Here is a 17,214-nt window from a genome sequence, read left to right on the forward strand (position 1 = left end):
ATCAGGAAGCGGCCGGCAGCGGCGCCACTTCCACCAGGCGGATGGTGCGCGCGTCGGCGCTCACCACGGTGAAGCGGAAACCGTTCCATTCCACCTGCTCACCGCGGCGGGGCAGGTGGCCGAACTGTTGCAGCAGCAGGCCGGCGAGGGTATCGAACTCCTCGTCGCTGAAGTGGCTGCGGAAGTGTTCGTTGAATTCTTCGATTGGGATCAACGCCTTGACCACGCACACACCGTGGTCCATTTCGCGGATCAGGTAATCGTCGTCTTCAATATCGGTTTCGTCCTCGATATCACCAACGATTTCTTCCAGCACATCTTCAATGGTGGCCAAGCCCGCCACGCCGCCGTACTCGTTGACGACGATCGCCATGTGGTTGTGGTTGGCGCGAAAATCGCGCAGCAACGCATCCAGGCGCTTGGACTCGGGAATGATAAAGGCCGGGCGGATGTGGTCCTTGATCTGGAAGCGCTCGGCGCGGGTCGGGTCCAGCACCAACGGCAGCAGGTCTTTGGCCAGCAGCACGCCGATGATCTCATCCGGGTCGTCGCCGACCACCGGGAAACGGGAATGGGCGCATTCGATGATCAGCGGCAGGAATTCGCGCGGCTGGGCGCTGGCCTTGATGGTGATCATCTGCGCGCGCGGCACCATGATGTCGCGCACTTGCATGGCGGACACCTGCATGGCGCCGTCAATGATGGTCAGCGTTTCGCTGTCCAGTACGCCGCGCTCGCTGAGCGAATGCAGCAATTGTTGCAGGTCTTCACGGGTGGTGGGCTCGCCGGAAAAGAATTGCGTAATCCGGTCGAGCCAACTTCGGCCCGGGCTGGTCGATTCGGAAAGATCGTCCGACATGGGTAGTACTCCACAACGTCAACAACAGTCAGAAAATGAAATCAGCGACGATCAGGGCTGCTCAGGCAGCAGGTAAGGATCGTCATGGCCGAGCGCGTTGAGCAGCTCGGTTTCCAGTGCCTCCATGAGGGCGGCATCTTGTTCTTCAATGTGGTCATAGCCGAGCAGATGCAGCACGCCGTGGATCACCATGTGTGCCCAGTGCGCCTGCTCCGGTTTGCATTGGGTGCGGGCCTCTTCAGCCACTACTTCGGCGCAGATGGCGAGATCACCGAGAATCAACTCGTCGTCGTCCAGCTCGATGCCGTCGGGCATTTCGAACGGGAATGACAGCACATTGGTGGGCGCGTCTTTGCCGCGGTAATCGCGGTTCAGTTCTTGGCTTTCGGCCCGGCTGACCAGCCGCACCACCAATTCACCGGCGCCACCGCCGGCGGCACGGGCCGCCAGATCGGCCCACTGCGCCACCTGGTCGCGGGTGAGGAAGGCGGGCAGTGCCGGCAGTTGGTCGCCGAGTTGCAGGTCAGTGCGGGGTGTCGGCAGCGCGTTCATGGCGGTCATAGGCTTCCACAATACGCTGTACCAAGGGGTGGCGAACCACGTCCTGGCTGTCGAAACGGGTGATGCCGATGTCCGGCACCTCCGCCAGCACGGTGATGGCATGGACCAGCCCGGAGCCGATATGGCGCGGCAGGTCCACCTGGGTCATGTCGCCGGTGATCACCACCCGTGAGCCGAAGCCCATGCGGGTCAGGAACATCTTCATCTGTTCCTGGGTGGTGTTCTGGCTCTCGTCGAGAATGATGAAACTGTTGTTCAAGGTGCGGCCGCGCATGTAGGCCAGCGGCGCCACTTCGATGACTTCCCGTTCCATCAGCTTTTCGACCTGCTCGAAGCCGAGCATCTCGTACAGCGCGTCGTACAGCGGGCGCAGGTAGGGGTCGATCTTTTCCGCCAGATCGCCGGGCAGGAAACCGAGTTTTTCGCCGGCTTCTACCGCCGGGCGCACCAGAATGATGCGCTGCACTTCGCCGCGCTCCATGGCTTCCACCGCACAGGCCACCGCCAACCAAGTCTTGCCGGTACCGGCCGGGCCAATGCCGAAGTTGATGTCGTGGCGGCGGATGCTGTGAATGTACTGCTTTTGGTGCTCGCCGCGCGGACGCACGCGGGCGCGGCGGGTACGGATTTCCGGGTTTTCCGACGGGTGCTCGAAGTCATGGCGGCGCGCTTCCGGCGCGCTGGCGCCAGCGCCCTGCAGGTGCAGGTGGACCAGCTCCGGGGTGATGTCTTGGCCGTCACCGGCTTCGCGGTACAACTGGTTGAGGACATCGGCGCCCGCCTGCACGGCGGCATCGTCCCCGGACAGCGTGAAGGCATTGCCACGGTTGGCGATATCGATGCCCAGACGGCGGGAGATGTGCTGGATATTCTCATCGAGCCGGCCGCACAGGTTGGCCAAGCGGCGGGCGTCGTAGGGCTCAAGTTCGAGCGTGTGTGAAGCGGTGTGTGTGTCCAAGATGCTGTCTGAAGACCCCGACGGCGATAGCAATTGGGCGCAGCATATACCGAAACGCCGGTGGCCATAAAGTCCTGGCCGGCCGGCGCGCTCAGGCCCGCCGGTGTGAGTGGCCGCTTGCTTCCAGCTTCGGCCCGTCCGGGCCGGCCAGGCTGACGGCCGGGCCGAGGCGGTCTTGGGCATCCACCGATTGCATCGGGCCGGGCATCAGGTACAGCAATGTGCCACGCAGCAACTGGTCGCCAAGGTCGTGCTGGTGCGGCAACGCCACCTCCAGCGCGTCACTGCTCCAGCCCTCGGCGGCGAGCTCCACGCGGATCGCCGGGCCCTGCTCGTTGATGCCGAGGACCCGCACAGGCAACGAGGCGTTGGCAGAGGCGCGGGTGGCCAAGCTGGCACCATGGCTGGGCAGGTACAGGCGGTGGCGGCCGCTGGGCAGGCCGGCGGCCAGGCGCATCCAGGCTGGGCCGCTGTGCCAGCGACAGCCATCCACGTCGCCTTCCAGCACATTGCGGTCGCCAAGGAAGTCGAGCACGAAGCGGCTGGCCGGGTGGGCCTGCAATGCCGCCGGGGTGCCGACTTGCTCGATGCGGCCCTGGCTCATCACCACCACCTGATCAGACAGCTCCATCGCTTCTTCTTGGTCGTGGGTGACAAACACCGTGGTGATGCCCATTTTTTCGTGCAGGTCGCGCAGGCTGCGGCGCAGCTCCTTGCGCACTTTGGCATCCAGCGCCCCGAACGGCTCGTCGAGCAGCAGCACATCCGGCTTCACCGCCAACGCACGGGCGAGGGCGATGCGCTGACGTTGGCCGCCAGAAAGCTGTGCCGGGTAGCGTTCGCCGAGGTGCTCCAGCTGCACCATGCGCAGCAATTCCTGCACCCGCTCGCGGCGGGCGGCGCGGCTGGGGCGCTCGCGCCACGGCAGCATGCGCAGGCCGAACGCCACGTTGTCGGCCACCGTCATGTGGCGAAACAGCGCGTACTGCTGGAACACGAAGCCGATGCGGCGGCGCTGCACCGGCAGCCGCGTCACGTCCTGCCCGTTGAACAGCACCGCACCGCTGTCCGCTTGCTCAAGGCCGGCGATGATGCGGAGCAGCGTGGTCTTGCCGGAGCCGGACGGCCCCAGCAGGCCGGTCAGCGAACCGCTCGGAATGGTCAGCGCGATGTCTTGCAGCGCGTGGAAGGCACCGAAGTGCTTGTCCAGATGACTGAGCTCGATACTCATGCTGTGTCTCCGTCGGAGGACGCCGCCGCCAGCCGCTGGCTGCGCTGTTGGTGCCACTCCATCAAGGTCTTGATCACCAGCGTCAGCAGTGCCATGCAGGCCAGCAGGCCCGCGGCGGTGAAGGCGCCGACGGTGTTGTAATCCATGTGCAGCAGTTCCACGTGCAGCGGCAGCGTCAGGGTCTGACCACGGACCGCACCGGACACCACCGACACCGCGCCAAATTCGCCGACTGCGCGGGCGTTGGTGATCACCACGCCGTACAGCAGCGCCCATTTGATATTCGGTAGCGTCACATGCCAGAACGCCTGCCAGCCGCCGGCGCCGAGGGTCAGTGCCGCCTGTTCCTCATCGCTGCCTTGGCTTTCCATCAGCGGAATCAAAATGCGCGCCACGTAGGGGCAGGTTACGAAAATGGTCACCAGCGTGATGCCAATCGGGCTGAACATTACTTGGATGTCGTGTGCCGACAGCCACTGGCCGAGCGGGCTAGTGATGCCGTAGGTCACCAGATAGCACAGCCCGGCCACCACCGGTGACATGGCAAACGGCAGGTCGATCACGGTCAGCAGCAGGCTGCGGCCACGGAAATCATAGCGCGTCACACACCAGGCCAGCGCGACGCCGAACACCAGGTTCACCGGCACCGTGATAGCGGCCACCCACAGCGTCAGGCGAATGGCGGACTGCATGTCGCTGTCGACCAGGTTGGCCAGTAGCACATCAAGGCCGGCGCCGAAGGCCTTGGAAAAAATCAGCACCAGCGGCAGCACCAGCAATAGCACCACCAACGTCATCGCCAGCGCGATCAGCAGCCAGGCGAGGGGATTGCGGGGAGGTTGGGCCATTTCAGTTCCCCTGCAGGCGTTTCAGGTAATGGTGCTGCAAGCGTTGCACCGCAATCAGCAGCAGCAGTGAGGTGGCCAGCACCACCGAGGCCACCGCAGCGGCTGCTTCATAGTCGTATTCCTGCAGCCGCACGAAAATCATCAACGAGGTGACTTCGGTTTCGAACGGGATGTTGCCGGCAATGAAGATCACTGCGCCGAACTCGCCAAGGCTGCGGATGAACGCCAGCGCGGTGCCGGTGATCAGCGCCGGGCGCAAATGCGGCAACACCACGTACAGGAAACTTTTGGCGCGGTTGGCACCGAGGGTGCGAGCGGCGTCTTCGTAATCCACGCTCAAGTCTTCCAGTACTGGCTGCAATGCGCGCACCACAAACGGCAGACTGGTGAACGCCATCGCCAGCACCAGTCCCGGCACCGCGTAGGTGATCTGGATATCGAAACGGTGGAACCACTGGCCAAGCCAACCGTTACTGGCGAACAGCGTGGTGAGGGTGATACCGGCGACGGCGGTGGGCAGCGCAAATGGCAGGTCCACCAGCGCATCCATCAGGCGCCGACCGGGGAACCGGTAACGCACCAGCACCCATGCCAGCAGCAGGCCGATCAGGGCGTTGGCCACGGCGGCCAGCGCCGCCGCTTTCAAGGTGACCTGGTAGGACGCCAGCACCCGTGGATCAGTGATCAGCTGCCAGTACTCCGCCCAGCCGAGGCCGCTCAGGTACAGCGGCAGCGCGGTCAGGGGTACCAAGATCACCGCGCTCACAAACAACACGCTCAGCCCGAAGCTGAGCGTGAAGCCGGGCAATACCGGCTGGCGGCGGAAAAACAGCGCGGAGGACAATCAGCGACTCCGAGCCTGCAACTGGTCAAGGATACCGTTGCGACCGAAGTGAGCCTCTTGCACCGATTCCCAGCTGCCCAGCAGTTCGTCCACTTTCAGCAGCTGCAGTTCGGGGAACTGGGCACGGGTGCGGGCTACCACCGCCGGGTTGTGCACCCGGTAGTTGAACTGCGCCAGGATCTCCTGCGCCGGTTCGGAGTAGAGGAATTCCAAGTAGGCCTGGGCTTGCTCGCGAGTGCCGCGGGCGTCGACCACTTTGTCCACCACCGCCACCGGGAATTCAGCCAGGATGCTCACCGGCGGCACGATCACTTCGTAGTCGCCATCGCCGTATTCCTTGCGGATGTTAGACACTTCCGACTCGAAGCTGATCAGCACATCGCCGATGCCGCGCTCGGCGAAGGTCACGGTGGCGCCACGGCCGCCGGTGTCGAACACCGCCACGTTGGACAGGAAACTGCGCACGAATTGGCGAATCTTCTGCTCATCACCGTCGAACGCTTGGTGGGCGAACAGCCAAGCACCGAGGTAGGTGTAGCGACCGTTGCCAGAGGTTTTCGGGTTCGGGAACACCACTTTGACGCCCTCTTTCACCAGGTCGTCCCAGTTGCGGATGTTCTTCGGGTTGCCCTTGCGCACCAGGAAGGCGGCGGTGCTGTAGTAGGGCGAGCTGGCGGACGGGAAGCGCTCCGCCCAGTCTGCTGCCACCAGACCGCGCTGAGCCAGCACGTCGATGTCGGTGATCTGATTGAAGGTCACCACGTCTGCCTTCAGGCCCTGAATGATCGCCTGCGCTTGGCGCGAGGAACCGCCGTGGGACTGGTTGATGTGGATCGCTACACCGTGTTCGCGCTGATAATCGGCTTCGAACAGCGGGTTGAGCGTGGCGAACAGTTCGCGGGCAATGTCGTAGGAACTGTTCAGCAGAGTGGTATCGGCACGCGCCGCAGAGGTTGCGGTCATGCTGCCGAGGGCGGTGGCGGATGCCAGGATCAGTACAAATAGACGACGCAGCATGGTGACCTACTCCTCATATCAGGCAGGGCACCTTAGCAATGGCATCATGGTTTCAAAAATAATGAATGGTGATCTTTATATTCCTTTGCGGAATATGGTGATCACTCGATCCACTCAGGATGCTAGCCCGGCAATCCGTGGGCCGCGGCGATCTGGCCGCCGAAATCAATGGGTCGGCCGATGAGCAGGAAGCCGTTGCTGCGGAGGTGAAGCGCTCGGTCGTCGCGGTGCGGCGGTTGCACCGGCGCAGGGCCTGCTGGGTGCAACGGCCACTGGGATGCGCTGGGGGCGGCTTGCCACCGACCGGCCGACCGGCTCGGCGCACCTATCATCGGGCACGTGGCAAGCGCCGTACAGACCGCCGCGCTCCGGCATCAACACCAACGCCGCCGGGTCACAGCGTCCGCGCTCCCCCGGTGCCACGCTGGACCGGGCACCGGGGGCGGCGCGGTTCAGAACGTGAAGGTGTAGGCCACCATCACCTGCAGCGCGTTGTCCCACGGCTTCGGTGCGTCCTGTTGCACGATTTGCGAGGCGGTGAAGACCAGGCCCGGATAGGCCTCGTAACTCACGTCCAAATGGGTGTAGTCGGCGGCGGAGTGGTCATAGTAGCCGGCGGCCACGCCAAACTTCTGGTACTGATAGCGCAGCAGAAAATAGTTGTCGCGGTTGCGCACCGCATTGCCACCCCAACCGTAATCGCCGACCCCGAAGTAAGCTTCGGCACCGAAACCGCCGTAGCCGAGCTTCAGATAGGCCTCCTGCATGTTGTCCGGCGATGCGTCCGGGTAGAAGTAGCCGACGTAGCCGAGGTCGTACTGCCAGTCGCCCTGCTGGCCGCGGTAGCCGCCGTACAGGTCGTATTCGATCGATTCATCCAGCGACGTGGTCCAGCCACCGAGGTAAAAGCCGCTGCGGTGGTCGTAGTCGAGGGCGCCGGATAGCGCAGCGTTGCTGCTCAGGCTCTGGCCGCGCCACAGGTACTGGCTGGCGATAGATAGGCTGGCGGAAACCTCGGCGTGAGCCGGCGAGGTCATCATCAGGCTGGCGCCACAAAGTGCGCCAGCAACAACACGGGCAGAGCTCAAAGAGGCGGGTGACGACATGGTGATCCCCCTGCGGGTTGCGGATGGGTGCGCCGCAGGTCGGCGCAGGGGGGATAAAGCAGCTTCCGTGCCAGCCAGCTTACGGGCAGCGGTAGGGCCGGGGTTGCACCGGTTGTGGCTGCTCCGGCGCACCGTCAGCCTCGCTGAAGGTGACGTGCAACTGGCAGTCAGCGCCGGCGGCCTCCAGGTGCAGGTGGTAGTGCGCACCAGCAATGGGCGTCCACTGCACTGTCGGAGTGCAGCGCCCGCGGCTGGCACCGACACCACTGCCTTGGCGTAGGTTGGCCACCAGTGCCACCGTCAACGGCGCGCCGGCAGGCACCTCGGTGGAGACCTGCGACGTCTTGCGCAGCAGTCCTTGCAGTGTTTGCCACGCCTCGCCCTGCAAATGGGCGGCCGACAGGCTGCTGTCAGTGGTGCGAAAGCGCTCGCCCGCGCACACCAACGGTTGCGCCGGTTGGCTGCTGGTGAAGTGCAGGGTGGCGGTGGCAGCGGCGGCTGCGGTGCAGCAACAAGCGGTCAGCATGGCGGCGCCGGTGGGCAATAAACGCATGGTGGAACTCCTCGGCAGTCAGGGGGAGGCCGGGTTCATGCAAGCGGCGGGCCGCTGTGGTACGGGTACCAGCGCCGCAGCCCCTGCTCCAGGTGGCGCTGGTGCTGGTCTGGCAGCGGCACCCAGTTTTGCCAATGGGCGGTGGCGGACAGCAGGAAGTCGATCAGCGGCAAGTGTTGGCGCAGCACGCGCCGGTGGCGGTGGCTGATGACTGGGTTGAAGTAGCCGAAGTAGTCCAACATTTGGCGCGGGTTCTTGCTGACCCAGAGCCACGAACCCATCTCCAGCGTCAGCGGCAGCATGATGCGCTCCGGATGGCGGTGGCAAAGGTCGTCATAGAGGTAATCCCACAGATCGCCGTGGGTGGTGTAGCTGGCCGATTGCGGCTCGATCAGGTACGGGTGGTGATGCGGATAGGTGTGCTCGTACTGCTCACTGAGCGCGTGCATTTCGGCCAGATGGTGCAAGGGGGTGCGGCTGCGGGCATAAGGAAACCACAGCCGGTCGCGGCGGCCAAAGCCGCTGTGACAGTCCAGCGTCAGCGAGAACGGGCCAGACTGCACCCGCTGGCGCACACAGTGCACCAATGCCTGCGCTTCCGCGGCCATCGGCGCGCCGGCCTTGCCGCGGTACCACGGTAGCCAAGGGCCGATGCGATGGCCGCCCACCAACCACGGCACCGGTTCGGTGGCGTCGATGGGTGCGTTGCGCATCAGGTCGATGCCTTCCGGGGTACTGCGTCGGTGCAGCGCGATGCCGAGCGGATTCACCATCGGCATCACCACCACCCGTACCCGCTGCAGTACTTCGCGCCAGTGGTGGTCCCACTGCAACCGTTGCACCGTGCTGTGTAGCCACGACAACAGCACCTGGGTGCCGATGCGTTCGATGCCGTGGACACCGCCAAACAGTCCCAGCACCGGCGCATTGCGGGCGTCGCTGCCCAGCTCCAGTGCATACACCGGCACCGGCATCGCGCCCCATTCCAGTCGCAGCACTTCACGCACCCGCAACCAGCGCGCGCCCTCGTCGAGCACGCGCAGCAGCAACGCATGTTCAGGCAGATGTTGTTGGTACCAGGCGCGGGCGTCGGCGTCGTCCATGCCGCGGGACACTCCATGCAGTGACTGCGGGAGCGTCGAACATAGCGACTGGCGGTGACGGTTGCGTGACGTGTGCCGGCGCGGCAATTGTCACATCTCCGTCACGGCCAGCGCCTAGGGTGAGGGCATGACTGGCATGAAAGAACCGTGACCATGATGAAGTTGCTGCCGTCCCGTCCGCAACTTGACCTCCTGCCCCGACAGCGGGTGCTGGAGTCCCTTCAAACCGGAGACCTGCTGCTGTTCGCCGGCCGCGGCCTGGTCAGTGGCAGTATCCAATTCTTTACCCGCAGTTATTGGAGTCACGTCGGCTTGGTGATCAACGAGCCGGGGCTGCCGGAGCCGCTGATCTTGGAAGCCACCGCCATGAGTCCGGTGGTGGATGTGCTGATCGGCAAGCCGGTGGCTGGTGTGGCGCTGGTATCGTTGTCACGCCAACTGAATGAATACGACGGCGAGATTGCCGTGCGCCGCCGCGAAGGCTCACCGCTGAGCGCTGCCCAGCGGCGCGCGGTGCTGCGGTTACTGCGCTGCGTGCACCAGCGACCTTACAAAAATTATTTGCGTACCTTGGCCCGGGATCTGTGCACCGGTTTTCGCTTGTGCCCGGATTATTCCGGGTTTTTTTGCAGTGAATTAGTCGCTGAGTTCTACCGCCGTCTGGGTTGGCTGCCGCGCGCCGAGCGCAGCAGCCGCTTTGTGCCGGGGCACTTCGCGTCGCCGCGGTTCCAATTGCAGCAGGTGCAGTTGGCGCCACTGGCGTGGGTGAAGGTGCGCGCCGGGGCTACAGCCAGCGCCGCACCCGCTGCCGGTAGCTGTGCCAGGCGTCACCGAACTGCTGGGCATGGAACTGCTCTTCTGGGGCAATCACCCAGCGCTGCAGTATCAGCATGCCGATCGGCAGGGTGAGCAGCATGCCGACACTGCCCCACGCCGCCGCTGCGCCCAGCTGCACCAACAGGAAGGCCAGATAGATGGGGTTGCGGCTGAATCGGAACGGGCCGGCCATGACCAAAGTAGTGGCCGCGCGCTGCGGCAAGACGGTGGTGCGGTGGTGGCGCAGCGTCAGCACTGCCCACAGCGCCACCAGTGCCGCGATCATCGCCAATGCTGCGCCTTGGCGCGGTAACGCCGGCAGCTGCCAGGGCAGCACGCGGTCCAGAAAAGCCCCGAGAATGATGCCCAAGAGCGGTACTAGCGGCGGTGGGAATGCCACTGCCGGGCGTTTCAATGCAGACATGAAAACTCCTGTAATGTCGGCCGAAAAACTGTTTGTGCGCCTGCGATCGGCACGTTAAGGTCGAAGGCATCTGCGACGCATTGAGGCGTCGTTTGCACCGCCGAATACCGGGATTTCCCGGCCGCTGTGCACCGCCAAGTGGCCAGGATCCCGCCCGCTTTTCCTTCCCAGCAGCATGAGGATTGAGCATGGCACACCGCGCGGCACCGCTTCACTCCCGTTCCTCCCGCACCCGCACTGAGTCACAACCTCCTGCCGGCGCTGTCGTCCGGCAACAGAAGGTCTATGTGCTCGACACCAATGTGCTGATCCATGATCCCAATGCGCTGCTCAATTTTGAGGAGCATGCGGTGGCGATCCCGATGACGGTGCTGGAAGAGCTGGACAAGCTGAAGTCCGGCAAGTCCCACAGCGCTGCTGATTGCCGGGCGGCGATCCGGCAGATTGACCGTATTATTGGCCATGCCTCGCCGGAGCAGGTGGATGCCGGGGTGCCGATCCCGCGCGCCCATGACAGCACCCAAGGCTGCCTGTCGGTACTGATGCCGCGCCCGGTGGCAGAACTGGCGCACCCGCTGCCGGAACACCTGAACGACAACCGCATCATCAATGATGTGGCGATCCTCAAGCAACGCGATCCGCTGCGCCGCTATGTGCTGGTGACCAAAGACATCAACATGCGGCTGAAGGCACGCGCCTGCGGCATTGAGGCGGAGGATTACCACACCGATCAGTTAGTGTCGGATGTGCGCCAGTTGTCGCAGGGCTATTTCGAAATCGAAGGCAGCTTGTGGGAGCAGGTGTCCCAGGTCGACAGTTGGCGTGAAGGGCCGGACACGCATCACCGGTTGCCACGCGCCGAGCTGAGCGCCGCATTGGCCGGCCGTGATCTGTACCTGAACCAATTCGTGCTCGATGAGCAAGGCTTCATCGGCCGGGTGATGGCGGTGGAGGACGACAGTGTGGTGCTGTGGCACCTGCCGGCGGAGCAGTTGATGAGCCAGCAGGCGTGGGGGCTGACGCCGATCAATATCTATCAGGCGATGGCGCTGCATCTGCTGCTGGATCCGGCGGTGCATTTGGTCACGCTGACCGGCGCTGCCGGTTCCGGCAAAACCATTCTGGCGCTGGCGGCGGCGATCGAAATGATCATTGAGCACCGCAGCTACAACAAGATCATCGCCACCCGCTCGACACCGCCGCTGGCGGAAGAGCAGGGTTTCCTGCCCGGGACGGAAGAAGAAAAGATGGATCCGTGGCTCGGGGCTATCAACGACAACATCGAGGCGCTGCATCTGCACGATGAGAACCCCAATGGCTCGATCCAGTACGTGAAGGAACGCGCCAACATCCAGTTCAAATCACTGAACTACATCCGCGGGCGCAGTTTCCAGAAAGCGCTGATCCTGATCGACGAAAGCCAGAACCTCACGCCGCACCAAATGAAGGCGATCATCACGCGCGCCGGCGAAGGCAGCAAAGTGGTGTGCTTGGGTAACCTGGCGCAGATCGATACCCCGTACCTGACGCCTACCAGTTCCGGCCTGACCTACATGATCGAGCGCTTCAAAGGTTTCGCCCATGGCGGCTCGGTGCACTTGAACGGTGTGCCGCGCTCGGCACTGGCGGAATACGCCGAAAGCCACCTCTGACCTGCCACGCCCCGGCCGTCCGGCCGGGGCCTTCACACCGACAGCATCGCCTCGTCTGCTGGTGCTTGGCGCCGTTTCCAGAACAGCTCGTGGAAGTAGTAAGCGACGGTATTGATACACGGCTCCACCAGTGCGGTGGCGCCGCCGATGCGCCAGTCGCCGGTCATCGTCCACACCACCAGAAAGGCGACGCTGATGTGCATGATGCCGAAGCTGAGAGTTTTGGCCATGGGAAACCTCCTGTGCAGGCTTCCCATGGTCAGTGTGGTGAGGGGATAGATAAAATCGTTTGACGTTATCTTTTCGATAGGGCGGTGTTATTGGTCGCCGGGAACGCAGTGCTGGGCGCACGCTTGGCGCCAGTATTCGAAGCCGCCATGCAGGCTGACCGCGGTGTAACCCTGCTGCTGCAGGAACGCGGTGGCATTGAGACTGCTATGACCGTGGTAGCAGTACACCACCAGCTTGCGCTGGCGGGGCACTTCGGCGTCAAAGCGATCCCAGTCCAGCTGGCTCAGGCGCCGGCTGCCGGGGATCTGTAATTGCGCGTGACTGGCGGCGTCGCGGATGTCCACGAACAGCCAGTCGGCGTCGTCCAGCAGGGCAATGGCGTCGCTGGCACTGATCTCCGGCACCATCAGGCGTCGGCTCCGCCACCGTCTGCCACTGCCGCCGCTGCAGCGGCCGCCGTGGTTTCGGTGCCGCCGGTGCCGGCATCGGGGGTGGCTTGGTTGCGGCGCTCACCGCGTTGGCGGCGGCGACCGCCACGACGGCTACGGCGCGCTTCACGCGGTGCGGCGGTGTTGCCGTCGGCGTCGCCGGGTTGTTGGTCGTCGTCGTTGCTGTCAGCGCTATTGCCGTCAGCAACAACGGCGTCAGCGGCGGGCGCGGGTTGCGCAGCAGCGTCGCTGTCTGCGTTTGCGGCGGTCGGTACTGCCTCGGCGTCATCGGCTGCGTCAGTCGCCTGTTCAGGGCGTTCCGGTTTGCGTTCGGTCTGGCGTGGGGCGCCCAGCAGCTCCGCCGGCGGGTACTCGCAATCCAGTTTCATGCCGATTGCCTGCTCCAGTTCCGGCAGCAAAAACGCATCGTCTTCGCAGGCAAAACTGATCGACGTGCCAGTGGCGCCGGCGCGGCCGGTGCGGCCGATGCGGTGCACGTAGTCTTCCGGGTCGTCCGGCAGGTTGTAGTTCACCACGTGGGAGACGCCGTCAACGTGGATGCCGCGACCGGCCACGTCGGTGGCGATCAGGATCCGTACCTTGCCGTCACGGAAGCGTTCCAGCGTGCGCAGCCGCTGGGCCTGCGGTACATCGCCGGACAGCATGGCAGCGTTGAGGCCGGCCTTCTGCAGGCGTTCGCACAGGCGACGGGTGACGTCACGGCGGTTGGCAAACACCATCACCTTGTCGAGGTCGCCGCTGACGATCAGGTTGTAGAGCAGGTTGTACTTCTGCGCCGTCTCGGTGATGAACACCTTCTGGTCGACGCTGTCGGTGGTGACGTGCTCGGGCTCGATCTCCACCACTTCCGCGTCTTGGGTCCAGCGCTTGGACAGGTTCATCACGTCCTGGCTGAAGGTGGCGGAGAACAGCAGCGTCTGCCGGTACTGGGAGGTGGGGGTGTGGCGCACGATGCGTTTGACATCGGGGATGAAGCCCATGTCGAGCATGCGGTCGGCTTCATCCAGCACCAAGATTTCTACGCGGTCCAGCCACAGGTCGCGGCGGGTGCAGAAATCCAGCAGGCGGCCGGGGGTAGCGACCAGAATGTCGATCAGTGAGTGCTGCAAGCGCTCTTGTTGGCGGGTGAAGTTCATGCCGCCGACCACGCTCATGACGCGCAGCGGGGTGTGCTTGCACAGCGCCACCGCATCCTTCTCGATCTGCATTGCCAGTTCGCGGGTGGGCGCAACGATCAGCGCGCGCGGCTCGCCCGCATAGCGCGGCACCGTCAGCGGATTTTTCAGCAGGTCGTCGATGGCGGTGATCAGGAAGGCGGCGGTCTTGCCGGTGCCGGTCTGCGCGCGGCCGATAGCGTCTTTGCCGGCCAGCGTGTGGCTCAGGACTTGCGCTTGGATCGGAGTGCAGAACTCGAAACCTTGGTCGGCGATGCCGCGCAGCAGGTCTGGATGCAGATTGAAGACATCGAAGCGGGTCTTGGCGACGTCAGCGGCGGCGGGTTGCGCCTCGGCAGTGGATTCGGTGTGGGTCATGGTTCTCGATACAGGGCACGTTGGCATCCGCGGCGGCCCACCCTGGCGCAAGGTTTGGAGAGCACCGGGCATCGCCGGATGCCTGGAACGGAACAGAACCTCGTGGGACAGACCGGCAGCAACCGGCGCATCCCTGCGTCAAGCGGTGTGCAGATCGCTTGGACAAGAAGTGGCCATCGTAAAGGAATGGGCCCCGGAGAACAAACCGTCCCCGGGGCTCTGGCTCAGGCGTGATGCGGTTAGGCGCGTTTGCGCTGCAGCTTCTGGCCGGTGGCGACCACGCGTTGGTACAGCGCCGGCAGTGCCCGTTGCAGCACGTCGATGGCGTAGGCGTCGCTGCCGATCAGGATGCGGCGTTTGTTGTGGCGTACACCGTTGAGGATGGTGGCGGCAGCCTGTTCCGGCGTGGTGCGGAAGAACTTCTCGAACTCGTTAATGGAGCGCTCGCTGTCGAGACCGGTGATGTGGGACACATCGTGCATGCGCGCATTGCGGGCGATGTTGGTCTTGATGCCGCCCGGGTGCACACAGGAGCAGGACACGTTTGAGTTTTCCAGTTCCAGCTCCATGCGCAGCGACTCGGTGAAGCCGCGCACGGCAAATTTGGCCGCGTTGTAGGCTGACTGGGTCGGTACCGCCACCAGCCCGAACAGGCTGGAAATATTGATCACGTGGCCGGCATCGGCTTGTTTGAGCAGCGGCAGGAACGCCTTGGTGCCGTACACCACGCCCCAGAAGTTGATGCTCATCATCCATTCGAAGTCTTCGTAGCTCATCTGCTCGACGGTGACGCCCAGCGCCACACCGGCGTTGTTGAACACCAGGTTCACTGAGCCGTATTCCGCCGCGACTTTGTCCGCGTAGGCATAGAAGGCTTCACGGTCGGACACATCCAAGCGGTCGGCCATCACTTGGGCGCCTTTATTGCGCAGGTCCGCCGCCACGCTCTCCACCGCTTCCTGGTTGATGTCGGAGAGGGCCAGACGGCAGCCTTCGGCAGCCAGTTGTTGAGCCAAGGCCCGGCCGATGCCGGAACCGGCGCCGGTGATTACGGCGACGCGCTGATTGAAGTCCTTCATGGTTGCTCTGCTCTCTGCGATGGAAAGAAGTGATGTGCCGCAGTGTAAAGCAGGCGCTGGTGGGACCTAGGGCCATTTTGACAGCGCCTCATGTCAGATTTGCCAACGCCAACAAAAAACGGGCCCGCAGGCCCGTTCGTCGAGGTGGTGGCGAAGGTTCAGGCCAGATTAGCCAGCTTGTCCTCGGTCTGACCGTGTTCGATGCGGGCATGGGCCGCCCACATCAGTTCATCCACGCCGCGCTCGGTGCTTGGCTGTGGCGCCAGCGCCGGCAGGATGCCGATGTGAACATGGCGCGGATGCAGCGCCACGGAGTCCGGCGGCAGGATCTCGTAGGTGCCTTGGATCATCACCGGCAATACCGGCAGCCCCATTTCGGTCGCCACCTTGAAGGCGCCTTTCTTGAACGGTTGCAGTCGGCCGTTGCGGCTGCGGGTGCCCTCCGGGAAGAACAGCATGCAGGTGCCGTCGCGGATAGTGTCTTGGGCGGCCTTGATACTGGCGATCGCCTTGTCCGGGTGTGAGCGGTCGATGAACACGTGGCCGAGCATCACGCAGGCAGCGCCAAGCACCGGAATGCGGCGCACTTCCTGTTTTGCCACCCAGCGCACGTCGAGATCCAAGTAGCCGTACAGCACCCAGATGTCGAACAGGCTCAGGTGGTTGGCCACCACCACATAGCTTTGGCGCGGATCGACGTGCTCGCGGCCATCAACGCTGACGGTGACGCCGCTGAGCATCAGCCCCAGCCGTGCCCACGGCACCGCATACAGGCGGCCGGCGGCACGCGGGCCGAGGAAAGGGGCGGTGAGCAGACAGGCCAGCCCGAAACCAAGGGTCGACAGCACCACCAGCGGCACGAACGCCAGCCAGACATAGGCAATAAAAAGTAGACGCAACATGCGGTATCTCCCGGCATCCCTATGGCGGCCCGCGGTAGAGGTGAAAAAACTGTGATTTTATGGCCCGCAGCATAGCTCAGCGGCGCGCCAGAAATCAGATTCAAAAAGGAATTGTTACGTTTCCGAGACGGTCGTCAAGGGGGCTCGGGGGCGCTGCGCAGTTGCAGATAGGGGATGTCGGCGCCAGCGTCGGCGTATTCCGGGCGCGATAGGGTGCGCTGCAGGCGCAGCAAGGTGTAGTAGGGCGCATTGGCCAGCGCCAGGTTGGCCAGCCAGCTCGGTACCCGGCCGCCCGGGTCGAGCTCCAACTGGTAGGTCATTTCCACCTGCTGCGCCCCTAGCAGTTGCAGTGTCAGCACGCCGCGCATCATCGGGAAGCGCACGAACCCAGACTGCGCAGGATACAGGCTGTTGTCGCTTTCCAACGCCACCGTTACCCGTGCCAGCGGTGGCGGCTGTTCTTGGGTGACGGTGGCGCGCAGGATCGCTTCGCGATGTTGCAACGGCCACGGCAGCCGCACCACCAGTCGCAATTGTCGTTCCAGCGGCGAGCTGCGTTGGAATTCCTCGGCGGCGTCCACGTAATGCAGCCAGCGTGGGTAATGCGGGTAATCGTTGAGGGCGGCCACCAGCGTATAGGGATCATCCAACTGGAAGCGGGTGACGCCGCGGAACGCTTTCAGGGCGCTGTCCGGGCGTTGGCGCACATGCACTTCGATGCCGTCGCGCAGCGACGCCAGCTGCCAGTCGCCGTCCGCCGCCTGTGCCGCCACCGGTAACGGCAGTAACAGAGTCAGGAACAGTGACAACGCAGCGCAACGCATCATGGGACAAGGATTTGGAGCAGTCGGGGTGGCGTCCATGGTAGCGGGGCACTTGCACAGCGACCAGCGGTCGAAACCGTCGTGTGGGGCCAATGGAGGCCAATCTGGGACAAATGGCGCTGTGCATTGTCACGGCTGTTGTTACAATCCCGCGCCCCGGTCTTCCTGCTTCGCGGAAACAGACCCCCGCGACGCCGCGCGGGGGCCACCAAACGAACAAGATTC

Annotated in this window: 18 protein-coding genes and 1 pseudogene; 2 read left to right on the forward strand and 17 right to left on the reverse strand. The window is 64.0% G+C overall.

Features of this window, described 5'->3' with window-relative positions:
* Position 1: 1 nt before the first annotated feature.
* The 10 genes from AB5I84_RS03985 to AB5I84_RS04030 all read right to left on the reverse strand — a co-directional run bounded on the left by AB5I84_RS03985 (position 2) and on the right by AB5I84_RS04030 (position 9,080).
* Positions 2–859, reverse strand: coding sequence for a CorC family transporter (locus AB5I84_RS03985; protein WP_369454563.1), 858 nt, complete (start codon positions 857–859; stop codon positions 2–4).
* Between the two features lie 51 nt (positions 860–910).
* Entirely contained in the window at positions 911–1,420 is a 510-nt protein-coding gene (gene ybeY / locus AB5I84_RS03990) for an rRNA maturation RNase YbeY (protein WP_439650185.1), read from the reverse strand.
* A complete protein-coding gene (locus AB5I84_RS03995) occupies positions 1,383–2,378 on the reverse strand; it encodes a PhoH family protein (RefSeq protein ID WP_369454564.1) in 996 nt (331 codons plus the stop codon). The genes ybeY and AB5I84_RS03995 overlap by 38 nt, the downstream gene beginning before the upstream one ends.
* A gap of 91 nt (positions 2,379–2,469) precedes the next feature.
* Entirely contained in the window at positions 2,470–3,609 is a 1,140-nt protein-coding gene (locus AB5I84_RS04000) for a sulfate/molybdate ABC transporter ATP-binding protein (protein WP_369454565.1), read from the reverse strand.
* Positions 3,606–4,457, reverse strand: a complete 852-nt coding sequence (gene cysW / locus AB5I84_RS04005; RefSeq protein WP_369454566.1) for a sulfate ABC transporter permease subunit CysW — start codon at positions 4,455–4,457, stop codon at positions 3,606–3,608. Before cysW ends, AB5I84_RS04000 begins: the two co-directional genes overlap by 4 nt.
* 1 nt (position 4,458) lies before the next feature.
* The gene (gene cysT / locus AB5I84_RS04010) at positions 4,459–5,301 is read right to left on the reverse strand and encodes a sulfate ABC transporter permease subunit CysT (RefSeq protein ID WP_369454567.1); all 843 of its coding nucleotides are present in this window, start codon (positions 5,299–5,301) and stop codon (positions 4,459–4,461) included.
* Positions 5,302–6,318: a thiosulfate ABC transporter substrate-binding protein CysP gene (gene cysP, locus AB5I84_RS04015; protein WP_369454568.1), complete on the reverse strand. Its 1,017-nt coding sequence runs from the start codon at positions 6,316–6,318 to the stop codon at positions 5,302–5,304.
* A gap of 452 nt (positions 6,319–6,770) precedes the next feature.
* Positions 6,771–7,424: a TorF family putative porin gene (locus tag AB5I84_RS04020; RefSeq protein ID WP_369454569.1), complete on the reverse strand. Its 654-nt coding sequence runs from the start codon at positions 7,422–7,424 to the stop codon at positions 6,771–6,773.
* 79 nt (positions 7,425–7,503) lie between these two features.
* Positions 7,504–7,977, reverse strand: a complete 474-nt coding sequence (locus tag AB5I84_RS04025; RefSeq protein WP_369454570.1) for a hypothetical protein — start codon at positions 7,975–7,977, stop codon at positions 7,504–7,506.
* Between the two features lie 35 nt (positions 7,978–8,012).
* Positions 8,013–9,080: a DUF2817 domain-containing protein gene (locus tag AB5I84_RS04030; RefSeq protein WP_369454571.1), complete on the reverse strand. Its 1,068-nt coding sequence runs from the start codon at positions 9,078–9,080 to the stop codon at positions 8,013–8,015.
* A gap of 153 nt (positions 9,081–9,233) precedes the next feature.
* On the opposite strand from AB5I84_RS04030, the gene AB5I84_RS13775 reads away from it, so the two are divergent.
* Positions 9,234–9,989, forward strand: a complete 756-nt coding sequence (locus AB5I84_RS13775) for a hypothetical protein (RefSeq protein WP_439650186.1) — start codon at positions 9,234–9,236, stop codon at positions 9,987–9,989.
* Here the strand turns inward: AB5I84_RS13775 and AB5I84_RS04035 are convergent.
* A pseudogene (locus AB5I84_RS04035) lies at positions 9,967–10,320 on the reverse strand (methyltransferase family protein); the annotation flags it as partial. The gene AB5I84_RS13775 and the pseudogene AB5I84_RS04035 sit on opposite strands and share 23 nt — an antisense overlap.
* A gap of 188 nt (positions 10,321–10,508) precedes the next feature.
* On the opposite strand from AB5I84_RS04035, the gene AB5I84_RS04040 reads away from it, so the two are divergent.
* Positions 10,509–11,972, forward strand: coding sequence for a PhoH family protein (locus AB5I84_RS04040; RefSeq protein ID WP_369454573.1), 1,464 nt, complete (start codon positions 10,509–10,511; stop codon positions 11,970–11,972).
* A gap of 32 nt (positions 11,973–12,004) precedes the next feature.
* On the opposite strand, the gene AB5I84_RS04045 is transcribed toward AB5I84_RS04040, so the two are convergent.
* The 6 genes from AB5I84_RS04045 to AB5I84_RS04070 all read right to left on the reverse strand — a co-directional run bounded on the left by AB5I84_RS04045 (position 12,005) and on the right by AB5I84_RS04070 (position 16,992).
* Positions 12,005–12,202, reverse strand: coding sequence for a DUF2061 domain-containing protein (locus tag AB5I84_RS04045; RefSeq protein WP_369454574.1), 198 nt, complete (start codon positions 12,200–12,202; stop codon positions 12,005–12,007).
* Between the two features lie 87 nt (positions 12,203–12,289).
* Positions 12,290–12,610 carry a rhodanese-like domain-containing protein gene (locus AB5I84_RS04050; RefSeq protein ID WP_369454575.1) on the reverse strand — a complete coding sequence of 107 codons (321 nt, stop codon included), beginning with the start codon at positions 12,608–12,610 and terminating at the stop codon, positions 12,290–12,292.
* Positions 12,610–14,184 (reverse strand): ATP-dependent RNA helicase RhlB, encoded by a 1,575-nt coding sequence (gene rhlB, locus AB5I84_RS04055; protein ID WP_369454576.1) that lies wholly within the window; start codon positions 14,182–14,184, stop codon positions 12,610–12,612. Before rhlB ends, AB5I84_RS04050 begins: the two co-directional genes overlap by 1 nt.
* A 239-nt stretch (positions 14,185–14,423) precedes the next feature.
* Entirely contained in the window at positions 14,424–15,263 is an 840-nt protein-coding gene (locus AB5I84_RS04060; RefSeq protein ID WP_369454577.1) for an SDR family NAD(P)-dependent oxidoreductase, read from the reverse strand.
* 158 nt (positions 15,264–15,421) lie between these two features.
* Positions 15,422–16,165: a lysophospholipid acyltransferase family protein gene (locus AB5I84_RS04065; protein ID WP_369454578.1), complete on the reverse strand. Its 744-nt coding sequence runs from the start codon at positions 16,163–16,165 to the stop codon at positions 15,422–15,424.
* Between the two features lie 134 nt (positions 16,166–16,299).
* On the reverse strand, positions 16,300–16,992 hold the full coding sequence (locus AB5I84_RS04070) for an START domain-containing protein (protein WP_369454579.1): 693 nt from the start codon (positions 16,990–16,992) through the stop codon (positions 16,300–16,302).
* Positions 16,993–17,214 lie beyond the last annotated feature (222 nt).

It is taken from the genome of Alcanivorax sp. REN37 (genome assembly GCF_041102775.1).
In the GTDB taxonomy this organism is placed as follows: domain Bacteria; phylum Pseudomonadota; class Gammaproteobacteria; order Pseudomonadales; family Alcanivoracaceae; genus Isoalcanivorax; species Isoalcanivorax beigongshangi.